Origin of the sequence: Roseimaritima sediminicola (assembly GCF_009618275.1) — a bacterium.
Taxonomy (GTDB): Bacteria; Planctomycetota; Planctomycetia; order Pirellulales; family Pirellulaceae; genus Roseimaritima; species Roseimaritima sediminicola.
This window is the reverse complement of sequence record NZ_WIAD01000006.1, coordinates 1-15,373: the sequence shown is the minus strand read 5'-3', so window position 1 is coordinate 15,373 and position 15,373 is coordinate 1. Positions and strand designations below refer to the sequence as shown.

13 protein-coding genes are annotated in these 15,373 nt (G+C 64.0%); 7 read left to right on the top strand and 6 right to left on the bottom strand.

Annotation, left to right across the window (positions count from 1 at the left end):
* Positions 1-21 precede the first annotated feature (21 nt).
* Positions 22-981 (bottom strand): DUF1559 domain-containing protein, encoded by a 960-nt coding sequence (locus GE027_RS05145; protein ID WP_162006584.1) that lies wholly within the window; start codon positions 979-981, stop codon positions 22-24.
* On the opposite strand from GE027_RS05145, the gene GE027_RS05140 reads away from it, so the two are divergent.
* Positions 976-1,197: a hypothetical protein gene (locus GE027_RS05140; RefSeq protein WP_153556116.1), complete on the top strand. Its 222-nt coding sequence runs from the start codon at positions 976-978 to the stop codon at positions 1,195-1,197. The genes GE027_RS05145 and GE027_RS05140 overlap by 6 nt on opposite strands.
* A gap of 179 nt (positions 1,198-1,376) precedes the next feature.
* On the opposite strand, the gene GE027_RS05135 is transcribed toward GE027_RS05140, so the two are convergent.
* Genes GE027_RS05135 through GE027_RS05125 form a run of 3 tightly spaced genes read right to left on the bottom strand, consistent with a single transcriptional unit; the run spans position 1,377 to position 3,480 of the window.
* Positions 1,377-2,048: a hypothetical protein gene (locus GE027_RS05135; RefSeq protein WP_153556115.1), complete on the bottom strand. Its 672-nt coding sequence runs from the start codon at positions 2,046-2,048 to the stop codon at positions 1,377-1,379.
* A 57-nt stretch (positions 2,049-2,105) separates the two neighbouring features.
* Entirely contained in the window at positions 2,106-2,531 is a 426-nt protein-coding gene (locus GE027_RS05130; protein WP_153556114.1) for an RrF2 family transcriptional regulator, read from the bottom strand.
* A gap of 16 nt (positions 2,532-2,547) precedes the next feature.
* Complete coding sequence (locus GE027_RS05125; protein ID WP_153556113.1) at positions 2,548-3,480, bottom strand: phosphoadenylyl-sulfate reductase; 933 nt, start codon at positions 3,478-3,480, stop codon at positions 2,548-2,550.
* A 215-nt stretch (positions 3,481-3,695) separates the two neighbouring features.
* On the opposite strand from GE027_RS05125, the gene GE027_RS05120 reads away from it, so the two are divergent.
* Positions 3,696-6,824 carry a PSD1 and planctomycete cytochrome C domain-containing protein gene (locus GE027_RS05120; RefSeq protein WP_153556112.1) on the top strand — a complete coding sequence of 1,043 codons (3,129 nt, stop codon included), beginning with the start codon at positions 3,696-3,698 and terminating at the stop codon, positions 6,822-6,824.
* A gap of 582 nt (positions 6,825-7,406) precedes the next feature.
* A complete protein-coding gene (locus tag GE027_RS05115) occupies positions 7,407-8,897 on the top strand; it encodes a DUF1501 domain-containing protein (protein ID WP_153556111.1) in 1,491 nt (496 codons plus the stop codon).
* A gap of 30 nt (positions 8,898-8,927) precedes the next feature.
* On the opposite strand, the gene GE027_RS05110 is transcribed toward GE027_RS05115, so the two are convergent.
* Together GE027_RS05110 and GE027_RS05105 are read right to left on the bottom strand one after the other, a co-directional pair.
* Positions 8,928-9,560, bottom strand: a complete 633-nt coding sequence (locus tag GE027_RS05110; protein WP_237607295.1) for a hypothetical protein — start codon at positions 9,558-9,560, stop codon at positions 8,928-8,930.
* A 145-nt stretch (positions 9,561-9,705) separates the two neighbouring features.
* Complete coding sequence (locus GE027_RS05105) at positions 9,706-10,119, bottom strand: hypothetical protein (RefSeq protein WP_153556110.1); 414 nt, start codon at positions 10,117-10,119, stop codon at positions 9,706-9,708.
* Here GE027_RS05105 and GE027_RS05100 point away from each other — a divergent pair.
* The 4 genes from GE027_RS05100 (at position 10,099) to GE027_RS05085 (ending at position 15,091) form a co-directional block, all read left to right on the top strand.
* Positions 10,099-10,587 (top strand): hypothetical protein, encoded by a 489-nt coding sequence (locus GE027_RS05100; protein WP_153556109.1) that lies wholly within the window; start codon positions 10,099-10,101, stop codon positions 10,585-10,587. The two genes, GE027_RS05105 and GE027_RS05100, sit on opposite strands and share 21 nt — an antisense overlap.
* Positions 10,588-10,761: 174 nt before the next feature.
* On the top strand, positions 10,762-11,385 hold the full coding sequence (locus GE027_RS05095; protein WP_153556108.1) for an RNA polymerase sigma factor: 624 nt from the start codon (positions 10,762-10,764) through the stop codon (positions 11,383-11,385).
* Between the two features lie 211 nt (positions 11,386-11,596).
* Positions 11,597-12,637 (top strand): anti-sigma factor, encoded by a 1,041-nt coding sequence (locus GE027_RS05090; RefSeq protein WP_153556107.1) that lies wholly within the window; start codon positions 11,597-11,599, stop codon positions 12,635-12,637.
* Between the two features lie 282 nt (positions 12,638-12,919).
* Positions 12,920-15,091, top strand: coding sequence for a Tex family protein (locus GE027_RS05085; protein WP_153556106.1), 2,172 nt, complete (start codon positions 12,920-12,922; stop codon positions 15,089-15,091).
* Positions 15,092-15,373: the final 282 nt, after the last annotated feature.

The window sequence follows — 15,373 nt, the reverse complement described above, 5'->3', positions numbered from 1 at the left end:
CGGGAACTGGCTCGCGCACAACTAGTTCTGGATGGTTTCGTCACCATCGCGGCTGTGGACCGCTCGCCAGTTGTTCACGGAAATCGTTTCGCTCAAGAAACCGACGCTGCCGTCACAGTAGGCCACCATGATGCCGCCCGGATGCATGCCGCGAGCCAAGCGGCCGGTGACGCGCCAGGCGTCGACCACGATCGACTTGGGCAGATTCGGCGTGAAACTGCTGCCACCCTGATGCGAGATCGATAGGCCCTGCGAGCTGTGATTCATCCAGAAGGCCGAGTTGGTGGGCCGGCCGTGTCCCTGAATGAAGTTCGACTGCTCGACAAACAGCAGCGTATTGGTGGTGCCGTCGGTGATCGCGGCAAATGGATAGTAACGGTTCTTGTGAAAGATGCCGTCGGTTTCGTTGGCCCGCTCGGGACAGCACGAAGACATGCGTTTGCCGCCGCTGTTGCCGGCGTAATCCTTGAACGCCCCTTCGGTGCCGATCAATGGCACGCTGGGACAGCGGAACGTGTCCGGGGCCGACAAACAGGGCTGTTCGTTCACGACGCCGTGCTTGGTCTCGGGACCAAACGTACTGAACCACAAGTCCCCACGCTCGGGCGTGTAGGGCAACTGCAGCAGGTCCATTTGGTCGTACAGGTTTTGCTGTTCAATGTACGGCAGGATCGCGGCGGTCCAGCCCCACATCCCGTTGTACCAGCGGTGATTGGCCTCGGAATTGGATTGACCGTGGTCGGCATTGGTACCGTGGCCGTTCCAGGCGGTGTTGCCGGCGGGAAAGGTTTGATACGTGTCGTGGTAGTTGTGGCAGGCCAGTGCCAAGTTCTTCATGTTGTTGCTGCACGACATCCGCCGCGCGGCCTCGCGAGCTGCTTGCACGGCCGGCAGCAACAACCCCACCAACACCCCGATGATCGCGATCACGACCAACAATTCCACCAGCGTAAAGCCGCGACGTGGACGAAGACGATGCATTTTCATCTCGAGAATACCCCTAGCAAGAATGAACAAACGTTACCGGTCGCCGCTTTGGATGAACGGGTGAGCCCCACGCGCATGTCAATCGAAGCCAATCTGAAACAACCCCGGGAGCCTACGATCCCCCTAGAGGCGGCAATTGCGATTATGGGGCTGCCTGCGCGGCAAGTGCAACAGTTACGTGAACATTTCTTCCTGCCCTGGGGAAACTGAGCCACCGCTTGAACGGCACCAAAGTGAAGATAGCCACCCGTAACAAAGCGAGCGGGGTGGGGGGGGCAAAGCGAGCGGGGCGAGGCGAAAGCGAGCGCGGGGTGAGGCCAAACTCAGAGGCTCGGTCTTCAGCGGAGACGGCCAGGCGGCTTTCTCTTTTCGGCTGGGACTGCCGGAGTCTATCTCGGCGGGCTGACTTGCAACTGCCGGTACTCGGCGCGGGCCAGGCCGCGCAGGTCGTCATCGAGCAGCGGAAAGGCCACGCGATAGGCCGCCGCCGCGGCGCGGAGCTCGCCCCGCTGGCGCAATCGCCGGGCTTGCCGGACCCAGGCCTTGCCTTCCTCGATCCGAGGATCGGCTGCCGCAGTCGGCGATGGGGACGGCGATGGCGGCCGGGCGTTGCTCTCCGGGGCGGTGCTCTCCGCGGCGGTGCTCTCAGCGATCGGGCTCTGCGGCCACAGCGGGCTCTGTGGCGACCATGCACTGCCGGCGCGGCCGCGGCGTCCGGCGCCGGCCGACCGTTGCTCGGCTGGCTGCTCCGAGGCCCGCGAGCGCCGCAAAAACTGCTCGGGCGTGCCGCCCAGCAACTCGCGGTCGATCGCGCCGTGGTCGATGATCTGGGCACGCACCGACAGGCCGCCGGCGGACAGCGACCGTCCGGCCGCGCTAGCGGGGCCGAAGCCGCGCCGCGTTTGCCCGGCGGCCGCCCGCAGATTCCCGCCCAGGTAGGTCGAGCCACCATCGGGCACCATGACGCTGCCCCGGTAACGAAACTGTTGCTGCGACGGCAACTGAACGACCTGGGCGAAGACCGGACCGGCGGCCGTCGCCAACACGAGAGCGCAAAACACGCGGTACACGGTGGTTCTCCCGCCCGGCACGGGGCATTGAAGAAATCGACAAACCGTTCAGATATAGAACATCGCTTCGCTGGGTTCCCCACAGCGGTTGGCCAAATCGCTCAGCCGCGTACTGGCCAACGCCTCGCGATACGCGTCGCCGGCTCGCTGCCATGCCGAACGCAACTCGCGGGCTTCGGGCGTATCGTCCTCGCCGCCGGCACAACCGCCTTCGCCCCAACCGATCTGCTGGGCGATATCCAACAACGTCAAACGCTCGGGCTGGATCAACAACGTGTACCCGCCCTGAGCCCCGCGCGTACTGGTCACCCAGCCGGCCGCTTTTAATTGTTGCAGAATCTGGACCAAAAAGGGCTGCGGAATCCCGTGCCGCTGCGTGATTTCTCGCAGCGCCACCGGCCGCTTCTCGGCGGTCTGCGCCGCCAAATCCAGCATCGCCAAGCAGGCATAATGCACGCGGGCAGGAATTTGCATCACCGCGTCCCCCTTGTTAAGAACTGTGCAGTCCGCACTCGGTCTTCTGAAATCCGCTCCAACGCCCGGCCCGTTCGTCTTCGCCGATCTGAACCGCTCGGGTGCACGGGTGACATCCCACACTGGGATAACCTTTGTCGTGCAATTCGTTGTAGGGAATGTTCTCCTTGCTGATCAAACCCCAGACATCCTTCTTGGTCCAATTGGCCAGCGGACTGACCTTGACCAACTGGAACTTGCGGTCCCAGCCCACGATCGGTGCCTTGGCCCGGTCGGGACTCTGATCGCGGCGGATCGCACTGGCCCAGGCGTGCCAGCCGCAAGCCGCTTGATGCAAAACGCGGATCTTGCGGTCGTAGCAGCAGCGGTTCGGGTCGGTTTTGTAAAGCGGTCCGCCGTGCAATTGTTCGTACTGCTCGACCGTCAACTCCGGGTATTTGTACTCGACCTCGATCCCGTAACGCTCTTTGACCTTCTCGCGCAGAGCCAGCGTCTCGTCGAACTGATAGCCGGTTTCCAAATTAAAGATCGGGGTTTCCGGAGCGATCTCGGCCAACATGTGAATGATCGTCATGCCCTCGGGACCAAACGCCGTGGCCATGGTGAATTTGGGGGCAAAGCGATCGATGGCCCAGCGCAGGATCTCCTGGGGCGTGGCCGATTCCAGTCGCTGGCTCTCGCGAGCCAGTTCCTCGAGCAACGCGTCGGTGGGCTCCAGTGGCGGGTCAGCCGCCAAGGCCCCGCGATCGGCCGCCGTCGCCGGATCGTCCGAGACGACCTGCAGCGTCGGCAAAGCCACCGACGGGGCGGCCCGTTGATCCGAACTTGGGCCTGAGCTTGGGGTTTGACTGCCCGAGGCCGGCTCGTCGGCCCCCGCTGCCGAGGAACCTTGCGTTTCGGACGCCTGCGAAACGGACGTCGATCGGTTGACTGCTCTGTTTACCACCATGGCAACACGAATCCCTGAACCTCTGTGCGCTAAATTAGTTGGTCGGGCTCGGCCGCAGCAGGGCCCGGACGACCAAAGACTACATACCTGATCTAGATAGTCAAGTATCGGTCTGGTCCGCCCGCCCGTTTAGGCAATCGCTGTTAAACTTTAGATTGATCCCGCAATTGCCAGCTGTGCCAGCTGTACCTCCCCGCCGCCCCCACACCTCTCTTATGTCGACGATCCTGCGAACGGCCCCAAGCGTTTTCACCGGCGTCCCAAACGTTTCCACCCGGGTTCTGGGCGTCCCGGCCCGGGTTCCAAGCGTTTTCGGCGGGGTGTTGTTCGGCGCGCTGGCGGTTGTGCTGGCCGCCGCTGCGCCGCCCGTCGCCGCAGACCCACCGAGCGCGGGTTCAGCCGACGTCACCGCCGCCGAGGCGTCCGCCGGTTCTTCGGACGAGGCCGCCGGCGCCGCGGCCCCGGTGCGGTTTGCCCGCGATATCCGCCCGCTGTTCAATACGCACTGCATCGCCTGCCACGGCGGTGTCAAGGAAGCCGGCGGCGTGTCGTTGATTCTCCGCCGGTCGGTGCTGGGCGAAGCCGATTCGGGGGAGCCCATCGTGATTCCGGGCGATCCGGAGTGGTCGGCGATCATGCGGCGCGTCACCTCGGACGACCCCTACGAGCGGATGCCGCCTCCGGAACACGGCCGCGCGTTATCGGAGGACGAAATCCAGACGCTGCGGCACTGGATCGAACAGGGCGCCGCGTGGGAGGAACATTGGGCCTACGAAGCGCCGCAGCGCGCCGATGCGGTCTTGGCGGCGATGGACGAGGTGCCGAAGTGGAGCCACGGCGTGATCGACACCCTGGTTCAGCGGCGCTGGGAAACCGAGGCGGCACCCCGTCCGCCGGCCCCGCGCCAGCGGTGGCTGCGACGCGTGACGCTGGACCTGACCGGCATGCCGCCGACGCTCGAGCAGTACGAAGCCTACGCGGCGGACCGAACGCCGTTTGCCGATGCTCGCGTGGTCGACCGTCTGTTGGCCTCGCCGCGGTTGGCCGAACGCTGGGCGACGGTGTGGCTGGACCTGGCACGCTATGCCGACACCAAGGGTTACGAAAAGGATCCGCATCGCGACATCTGGCCCTACCGCGACTGGGTCATCCGAGCGATTGACCAGGACATGCCCTTCGATGCGTTCACGATCAAACAGTTGGCCGGCGACCTGTTGCCCGGGGCCACCACCGACGATCTTGTCGCCACCGCTTTTCACCGCAACACGCAGACCAATACCGAAGGCGGCACCGACGACGAAGTGTTTCGTTTGGCCGCCGTGATGGATCGTCTGCAGACGACGTTCGAAGTCTGGCAGGCGACCACGATCGGCTGCGTCCAGTGCCACAGCCATCCCTACGACCCGATCGAACACGAGGAGTACTACCGGCTGTTGGCGTTCTTCAACACCAGTCAGGATGTCGACCTGGACGATGATCGGCCGACGCTGAGAATCCCTACGGCGACGGGCCGGGACAGCGATCCGCGGCGAGCGGAACTGGCCGGGCATGTGCGGCGTTTGCGGACGGCTCGGGAGGCGCGACGCGCGCGTGCCGCCGCACGGCTTGAAGACCGCGCGGGCGAAGCGGTCCTCCGCCCGATCGCAGCCAGCTCGACCGGTTTGACCCAGCTGGAGATTCACGGCGAGCCGCGCGAAGTTCACGCCCTGGGGACGCTGACCAGCGGATCGCGTTACACGCTGGATTACGCGGTCCCCGAATCCTTGGAATCGCTCGGCGCTCTGCGGCTGGATGTTTTACCCGAGGATGTCGCCGCCGCCCGGCGCAATCCCGAGACCGGGTTCGTGGTCTCGCACCTGGAAGCGACTTGGCTGGGCGGCACGTCCGAATCGCCCGAGCCGCTGGCCGGCGTGCCGCTGGTGATGGTCCTGGGCGACGATCCGTTATCGTTGGATTCGCCGCAAGCGTCTCTATCACCGGACGCCGACGGTTGGTCGGCCAAGCCCAAAATTGACCGGCCACGAACCGCCGTCTTTCTTCCCGAACACCCGATCCCGCGGCCCGCCGAGGCGATCGGATTGCGTTTGCAGATCAACCACCGGCAAACGCTGACCGGATCGATCCCGCTGGTGGTCCGGCGGCTGCGCGTCAGCACAACCGCTTCGCCGGCGTGGACCGAGTGGCTCCAGGACGCCGAAACCCAGCGGCTGGAACAGGAAATCGCCTCGGCCGCCGCCGCGGTCCACGCCGCAAGCGGGCCCGCGGTCCCGGTGATGCAGGAGCAGAGTCCGGCGATGGCGCGCGAAACCTTTGTGTTCACTCGCGGCAATTGGCTGGAGAAGGGCGAAGCGGTGCGGCCCGACGTGCCGGGTGTGCTGCCACCGCTGGAGATCGCCGGGCCGCAACCGGCCCAGGCCACACCCGAAAACGCGTCGCCGCCGGACCGCCTGGACCTGGCTCGCTGGATCGCTTCGCCCGACAATCCTCTGACTGCACGCGTGATGGTCAACCGCGTGTGGTTTCAGTTGTTCGGCACGGGCCTGGTCACGACGCTGGAAGATTTCGGCAGCCCCGGCCAACCGCCCACGCATCCGGAACTGCTGGACGATCTGGCGGTGCGTTTCGCCGGGCCGATGCAGTGGAGCACCAAGCGGCTGATCCGCGAAATCGTGCTCTCGGCCGTGTACCGTCAATCGGCGCAGGCCAGCGCAGCGGAGCATCGCCGCGATCCGCACAACCTCCTGCTGAAGCGAGGTCCCCGCAACCGATTGACCGCCGAGATGATCCGCGACCAGGCGCTCGAGTGGTCGGGCCTGCTCAGCGAGCGACGATACGGCCCCAGCGTCATGCCGCCGCAACCCGATGGCGTCTGGCTGTCGCCCTACAACGGTGCGAAGTGGGAAACGGCCAGCGGCGAGAATCGCTTCCGCCGCGCCCTCTATACTTACTGGAAACGCACCAGTGCCTATCCTTCGCTGTTGACGTTTGATGCCACCAGCCGCGAACGCTGTACGCTTCGTCGCATCCCCACCAACACTCCGCTGCAAGCCTTGGTTACGATGAACGACCCGGCCTACGTCGAATTGGCTCGAGGCCTGGCCGAGCGGATGCGGCGCGAGGGCGGCGAGGAGCTGGACGAGCAGATCCGCTGGGCGGTTCGGCTGTGCACCGGCCAGCCGCCGAGCAGCGAGTTTGCGGCGGCGCTGCAGCAATTAGCCGGTCAAGCCCGCGAGGCCTACGGCCAGGATCCGGCGGCCCAGGGCATCGCCAAGACGGCCAGCGACTACGCAAGATTTATCGTCGCCCACACCCTGATGAACCTGGATCAGACGCTGGTGCGGTAGGAGGGGAGAATTGCAAATTGCAAATTGCAAACTGCAAATGTCCTGGCTCTAACGGAATCTATGTATGAAGAGATTTATGGATGAAGAGATCTATGGATGAAGAGATCTATGGATGAAGAGAATCGTTTTCTCCCCTCTCCCCCGCGGCGCCGCGAGCGTCAGCGAGTGAAGCAGTGGTGGGAGAGGGGCCGGGGGTGAGGGGGCTCGGGCGCAACGGAATGACTCATAACGTACGATCCCCAGGGCCGTGCACCGCATCGAGATACGGCCATGGTGCTGCTGCTCTGCATTCCCCCTCACCCCCGAAGCCTGGCTCGCTTAGGCTCGCCAAGCTTCGGGGGAGAGGGGAGAAATCTTTTCTTATCGTACATAGAATCCGTTAGAGCTAGCCAATCTCAAATCGAGCACGAGCACGAGCACGAGCACGAACCAAACTCACCACTCACCACTCACCACTCACCAACCAACAACCAACAACCAACAACCAACAACCAACAACCAACAACCAACAACCAACAACCAACAACCAACAACCAACAACCAACAACCAACAACCAACAACCAACAACCAACAACCAACCCATGAACCTTTCCCAGCAATTGCGTCACGATGGTTTGCAGCTGAGCACGCGTCGGCATTTTCTGCGGAGCTGCCCGACGGGGCTGGGTGCCCTGTGGCTGGCCGCCCAGGGCGAAACGGCTGGCGGCGCGGAAGCGGCGGGCGGCGAGCGGTTTGCGCACGACCCCACACGTCCGCTCTCGCCGCTCGCTCCGCCGCGGCCGGCCCGTGCCAAGCGGGTGATCTTCCTGCACATGGCCGGGGCGCCCAGCCAACTGGAATTGTTCGATTACAAACCCGAACTCGCTCGCTTTGACGGCAAGGACTGCCCGGCCAGTTTTATGGAAGGCAAACGATTCGCGTTCATCCGTGGCGTGCCGAAGCTGCTCGGGCCGCAGTTCGCCTTCGCCCAACACGGCCAGTCCGGGGCGTGGGTCAGCGACCGGCTGCCAGAGTTTGCCAAGGTCGTCGATTCGGTCGCCTTCGTGCACTCGATGCAGACCGACCAATTCAATCACGCCCCGGCTCAATTGCTGCTGCACACCGGCAATGCGAACCTCGGCTACCCGTCGATCGGATCGTGGCTGACCTATGGCTTGGGCAGCGAAAACGAGAACTTACCCGGCTATGTCGTGTTGGTCTCCGGCGGCCGCGTGCCCAGCGCCGGCAAATCGGTCTGGGGCAGCGGCTTTCTGCCGGGCGTCTACCAGGGCATTCAGTGCCGCGGCAAAGGCGATCCGGTGCTGTTTCTGAGCGATCCCGAAGGTGTGGGGCGCGACGTCCGCAGCGCCATGGTCGATACGATCAGCAAGATTAATCGCCAGACCTACGAACAGATGGGCGATCCCGAAACGGTCACGCGAATCGCTCAGTACGAGATGGCTTTTCGGATGCAGATGGCGGCGACCGAGGCCACGGATCTGAGCCAGGAAACGGCCGAGGTCCAGCGGGCGTACGGCGCGGAGCCGGGCAAGGAAAGCTTCGCAAACAATTGCTTACTGGCTCGGCGGTTGGTCGAGCGGGGCGTTCGCTACGTCCAGCTGTTCGACTGGGGCTGGGACGCTCACGGAGCCGCCGCCTCCGAAGCGATCAACGCTGGGTTCAAACAGAAGTGCCAACAGATCGACCGTCCGATCACCGCGCTGCTGAAGGACCTGAAGCGCAGCGGCCTGCTCGAGGACACGCTGGTCGTCTGGGGCGGCGAGTTCGGCCGCACCCCGATGCGTGAGAACCGGGGCGGCAAAGAGATGACGTTCGTGGGCCGCGATCACCATGGTGACGCGTTCACGATGTGGTTGGCCGGCGGCGGCGTTCGGCCCGGCGTCCATCATGGCGCGACCGACGAACTCGGTTTCTCCGCGGTCGAACACCCCGTGCAGGTCCGCGACCTGCACGCCACGCTGCTGCACCTGATGGGCTTCGACCACACCAAGCTGAGCTTCCCGCTGCAGGGCTTGGAACAACGCCTGACCGGCGTCAACGAAGCGCACGTCGTCGAACCGCTCGTCGGCTAGGGTCGGCTAGGCGCGCCCGGCGCGACTGCTTTAGAAACGGCTGTTGCCGGGGCGTGAGACGACCGGGCCGCGTTTGCGGAAGATCGGCTTGCTCTGCTGCGGCGAGTAGGACCGGTCGACCACTTCGTCCTCGACGATGGTGCCTTCGAGCGGGGTGGGATGGCCGTCGACGATTCCACCCGGATACGTCTCGTAGACCTGGCCGCCGTAGCCGCCTTCGTGGATGATCCGGCCGCCGTGGCCGCCGCCGTGGATCACCGGACCGCCGTGGCTGCCGCAGCCGCAGTCGCCGCCGGGGTGCGTGTCACAGCCCACGTCGCAGGCGCCACAGCCGCCGCCGTCGCAGCATCCGCCGTCGTAACGGTAGCCCCACAGACTGGGGATCAAGCCGATGACCGGACGGCACGAGCCACAGGACTGGCCGTTGTAATTGCCGCATGCGTCACACGGATCGCACGTCGCCGGTTCGTTGATCCAGGGATCGATGTAGCATTCGCCACAGCCGCTTGCGCAGCCGCCGTGGCCCAGCGAACCGTGCCCCACCACGCCGTGGCCCACCGGGCCACAAGCCATCGGACCGCAAGCCAGAGGACCGCAACAACCGGTGGCCAGAACCACGATCAGGACGCACAGTCCCGCGGGAGCCTGTCTGCACAGTGACACAAGTTTTACTGAACGCATGGATCGACTTCCTGTCTTTTTGCAGTGGAAGGAGTGCTTTCGGGGGGAGGGCGATCGGCCACGGAGCGGACCGCCGGAAAGGACCGGATCTGCGAGACCGGTTGCCTAGCACTGGATAATCGGCCGCTCAGCCGGCAAACTTCAGCCAATCCACAAAACCCGCAAACTCACCGCAAACCCAAGTTGAATAGGCTGCCAGTGGCACAGGCTTCCGATGCCTGTGAAAACCAGTGGCATAGGCTTCCAGCCTGTGAATACCAGTGGCATAGGCTTCCAGCCTGTGAATACCAGTGGCATAGGCTTCCAGCCTGTGAAAACCAGTGGCATAGGCTTCCAGCCTGTGAAAACCAGTGGCATAGGCTTCCAGCCTGTGAAAACCAGTGGCATAGGCTTCCAGCCTGTGAAAACCAGTGGCATAGGCTTCCAGCCTGTGAATACCAGTGGCATCGGCTGGGGGCTGCCCAAAGACTATATTTGCCTCGCCCTGACCCTTTCTCCGTTTCCCTTTTCGTCGTTCACCATGGCCCGCTCGCCTCACCATCGCGAAGACTTGCTCGCCGAAGCGACGGCGATGCCCGAGCGGGGCGAATTTTGGTTGGACGAAGGCCCCAGCGACGGCGAACTTGACGTCCACGTGATCGGTTTTCGCCGCAGCGGGGCGGCCAGCCTTTACTTCGGCGAACAGCCCGTCTTGCACTTCGACCCCGAGGGCCGACTGCGGCGGCTGTTTCACGACGACCAGCAAATCCTGGCCGCCGGTGGCAAACTGGAGCTTCGTCGCCGCGGCGACGATGGAGCGAGGATGTCCGGCCAACGAATCCCGCTGGATCAAGCTTCTTCGGACGCTTTGCTAGCAGCCCTCAACGACCGCCTCCAGGGCTGCCTCGACGCGATCGCCGAGGGCCGCGTTCGCTGGGGCCGCGTCACCGTAGAAACCGACGCCTTTGTGGCCCGCGTCCTCCGCTGGAGGCAATCGGTCGGCTCGACACTGCGAGTTGGCGATTTGTAGGCCGGTGCTCTGGTGGGGGCGGCCAGAAAACCTTTTGACGGATCGGCGTCTATGAAAGATAATGCGACCGGATCGGCGAATCGCGAATCTTTTTTCTTATTCCCCGCGAGCTCGGCCCTCCGCCTGCTTATCGACTGCAATTATTTCCGCTCTACGGTGCCTGCGAGACCCTTGATGGCCAACCATTCCGTTTCGACCAAGACCGACGAGGAGCTGATGGTCGAGTACCAACGCGGTGGCGACCGCGCGGTGTTCGAGCTCCTGATGCGGCGCTATGAGATCGAGATCTACAGCTATTTGCGGCGTTATCTCGGAAACGCCGAATTGGCCGAGGACGCCTTTCAAAGCGTTTTCCTGCAGGTCCATCTCAAGTGCGAACAATTCGACTCCAGCCGACGATTCCGTCCCTGGCTGTACGCGATCGCCACCAATCAAGCCATCGACCTACAGCGCCGCAATCGCCGCCACAACATGGCCAGCTTGGATCGCACGGCGGTCCGGGGCGAGGACGAAGGGCACTGGAGCGACAAGCTGATCGGCGAGGCGCCCGACCCGTTTCTCGAAGCCACCCTGCAAGAGAACGCCCAGTGGGTGCACCAAACGGTCGGCAAACTGTCCGAACCCATGCGGCAGGTGATCGAACTGGTCTATTACCAGGGCATGAAATACCGCGAAGCCGCCGATGTGCTGGGCGTGCCGGTGGGCACGGTCAAAAGCCGTCTGCACGCCTGCGTCCAGCGTCTGGGCCAGGAATGGGAAGACACCCACTCGACCGCCTCGGGCAACCCGTTCGCCTGAGTCGCTCGATGCGATTTGCTTGGTGACGGCCCGGAAAGCCTGGAACCCTCGCCGGCCCTGAAACCGTTGAACGACCGCCCTGAAACCGTTGAACGACCGCCCTGAAACGGTTGAACGATGGCCTTGAAACGATTGAACCGGGCGGCAGTGGGCTGCGTATGGATGGATTAGACGCAATCGTTTACTTCTCTCCTCGATCCCGTTTCGTTTTATGCAACCTGACCTCATCGGCTATTTGCTCGGTGCGCTCGAACCGCACGAGAAGGAGCAGGTCGAGGCGGCGCTGCGAGACAGCGCCGCGCTGCGTGCCGAGCTGGAACACTTGAAAAAGGTGCTCGAGCCGCTGGAGGAAACTCCGCCGGCTGCGTTCCAGCCGCCGCCGGATCTGGTCAGCCGGACGCTGGACCGGATCGACCGGACCGACGCGGCCGCCGCTTCCGAGCCCGCTGCCGGTTCGGAACCTGTTGCCGGTTCGGAACCTGTCACCCCGGCGATGCAGCCGGCCTATGCCGTGGCCCGCTCGGGCCGTTTTCGCTGGAGCGACGTGTTGGCCAGCGTGGTGGCGGCCACGGTCCTGATCGGTATCGGGCTGCCAGGCCTGCTCCGCAGCCGCTACGAGGCCCGCCGCGCCGCCTGCCAGGACAACCTGCGAAACGTCGGGATCGCCGTGACCAGCTATGCCCTTCGCGACCCCCAGCGACGCCTTCCACCGCTAGCGGCCGAGGGCCCGGAAGCCTTCGCGGGCATCTATTCGGTGCGGCTCGACGAGGCAGGCCTGCTGGATTCGGTCCCCAGCCTGTGGTGTCCGTCGCTGGACCCGCCCGCCGACGGCTATCCCGAAATCCCCACGCTGGCCCAGTTGCACAGCGCCTCGCCGGACCGATTGGTCGCCTTGCAGCAACACAGCGGCGGCAGTTACGGCTACAACCTGGGCGTCATGGACGGCCGCCAGTATCGCTCGCCTCGTTACGAAGGCCGTTCGACGTTTGCCATCCTCGCCGACGCGCCCTCCGCCTCGCTGGTGCATCCGGCCGCCGCCTCGGAAAGGCTGACGGCCAGCCACGATGGCCGCGGGGTGAACCTCTTGTTCGAGGATGGACACGTGCGATTCCTGCCGGTCGGCGCGACGCTGCAGACCCGCGACCATCCCTTCCTGAACCACTTCGGCCAGGTCGAAGCCGGCGTGAACGCCGACGATGCGACGCTGGCGCCCAGTTGGCAGTCGCCCTTCCAAGACGCCCGTCAACGCTGATCGCCAGTGGCATAGGCTTCCAGCCTGTGAACGCAGCACGACTCTCCGGGTCGTGCCCCCGGCCGGGACAGCCGAGCTAGCCCTCTGTGGCTGGGGTTTCTTTTTTCTGGTTCTTCACAGGCTGGAAGCCTATGCCACAATATCTTCACAGGCTGGAAGCCTATGCCACTGGTTTTCACAGGCTGGAAGCCTATGCCACTGGTTTTCACAGGCTGGAAGCCTATGCCACAATAATGGTCTCGCCATTTTCGCTTTCCGTGTCGACAAAAACCGAAACCCAACATGACTGACTCCCTCGGGCCACAACTGGACGTGGCCAAGGTCGCTGCGGCGATTGCCAAGGAACTGGATTGCCCGCCGCAGCGTGTCCGCTCGGCCATCGATCTGTTGGTCGACGGCAACACGATCCCCTTCATCGCCCGCTACCGCAAAGAAGCCACCGGCGGCCTGGACGAGATCGCGCTGCGAGCGATCGAGGCGGCGCTCGAGAAAGCTCAAACGCTGGCAGGCCGCAAAGCCACCGTGCTGAAGACGATCGCCGCCCAGGGTGCTCTGGACGATCGGCTGCGAGCGGAAATCGAGAATTGCACGGACCTGCAGGCACTGGAACTGCTGTACCTGCCCTTCAAACCCAAGCGTCGCACCCGAGCGACGATCGCCCGCGAGCGCGGCCTGCAGCCCCTGGCCGATCTGCTGCTGGCCCAGAAACCGCTGGACGGTTCCGCCGAACAACTGCTGGGCCGCTTTGTGGCTGCCGACAAAGACGTGCCCGACCGCGATGCGGCTCTCGCCGGAGCCCTGGACATCGTCGCCGAACAGTGGTCCGAACAAGCTCCGACGCGCACCTGGTTGGTCAAACAGGGCTTTCGCCAGGGACAGATCGCTTCGACCGTCAAACGCGGCAAGAAGGACCAGGCGGAAAAGTTCGAACAGTACATCGACCGCCGCGAAAACGCTCGACGCATTCCCTCGCATCGCTTGCTGGCCATGCTGCGGGGCGAAGCCGAAGGCGTGCTGAAGGTTTCGCTGGAATTGCCCGACGAACAACTGCTCGGTGAACTCAAGCCGCAATTGGTTCCCAGCCGCGACTGCGCTTTTCGCAGAGAGCTGCTGGACACCGTCGACGACTGCTACAACCGACTGCTCGTCCCGGCGACCCAGTCGGCGGTTCTGCAACAATTAAAAGAGCAGGCCGACGAGGAGGCCATCGCCGTGTTCGGCAAGAACCTGCGCGAGTTGTTGATGGCTCCGCCGGCGGGCCCGCGGGTGACGATGGGCATCGACCCGGGCTTTCGCACCGGATGCAAAGTCGCCGTGGTCGATGGCACGGGACGCTTTGTCGACAACGCCACGATCTATCCCACCCCGCCCAAAAGCGACACGGCCGCAGCCGCTCGGACGCTGCTGAAGTTGATCGACAAGCATGGCGTGGAATTAATCGCGATCGGCAACGGTACGGCTTCGCGAGAAACCGATGCCTTTGTTGCCGGGCTGCTCCGCGACAACAAACTTTCGCTCACCAAGGCCATGGTCAGCGAAGCCGGTGCGTCGGTTTACTCCGCCAGCGAACTGGCCGCTAAAGAGTTCCCCGACCTGGACGTTACCGTACGCGGAGCAATCAGTATCGCTCGTCGCCTGCAGGACCCGCTGGCCGAATTGGTCAAGACCGATCCCAAATCGATCGGCGTCGGCCAGTACCAGCACGACGTGAACCAGCGTGCCCTGCGCAAGTGCCTGGAGCAAACGGTCGAATCCTGCGTCAACAGCGTGGGCGTCGACCTGAACACGGCCAGCGCGCCGTTGCTGTCACAGGTGGCCGGCATCGGCCCCAAAATCGCCGAAAACATCGTTGCCTATCGCGACAGCAACGGCCGATTCGAAAACCGCCGGCAATTGACCAAGGTGGCCAAGTTGGGCAAGAAAGCGTTCGAACAGGCGGCGGGGTTCCTGCGGATCCGCGGCGGCGACGAACCGCTGGACAATTCGGCCGTGCACCCCGAGAGCTATAGCATTGTCGCCCGCATGGCTCGGCAACTCGATACCGACACCCGAGCCCTGGTCGGCAACGCGACGCTGAGCCAGAAACTGAACGCCGAGTCCTTTGTCGAAGGACGTTTCGGGCTGCCCACGATTCGAGACATCCTGTCGGAGCTGGCCAAACCCGGCCGCGACCCCCGGAGCGAGTTTCGCGCCGTCCGCTTTGACGACGCGGTCAACGAGATCGGCGACCTCCGCAGCGGCATGGTCCTGGAAGGCGTCATCACCAACGTCACCCACTTCGGAGCCTTCATCGATCTCGGGGTCCACCAGGACGGTCTGATCCACATCTCCCAGCTGGCCGATCGCTTTGTCAGCGACCCCAGCGAAATCGTATCGGTGGGCGACATCGTCCGGGTCAAGGTGATGGAAGTGGACACGGCCCGCAAACGCATCTCGGTGACGCGCAAGTTCTAGCAAACACGGCGACCGTGGCCAACGTTCGCGGCGCAGGACGTGTTTGGCCATTGGATCGCCGGGCTATTGGAACGCCGGGCCATGGAACGTCGGTGGCGGCGTTCAACACCTCAGCCGCACACGCGAGCGTCGGGCCTTGGCCGGTTGGTCGTTGGTTCGCCACCGCGGGTGACGTCGGCATGACGACTAAGCACGTCGCAACATTTAATTCGGCTTTACCCTCCCGCTGCGCGGGAGGGTGTTGTCGCGGGGTTTCACCGAAAGATTTATGCCGACGTGCTT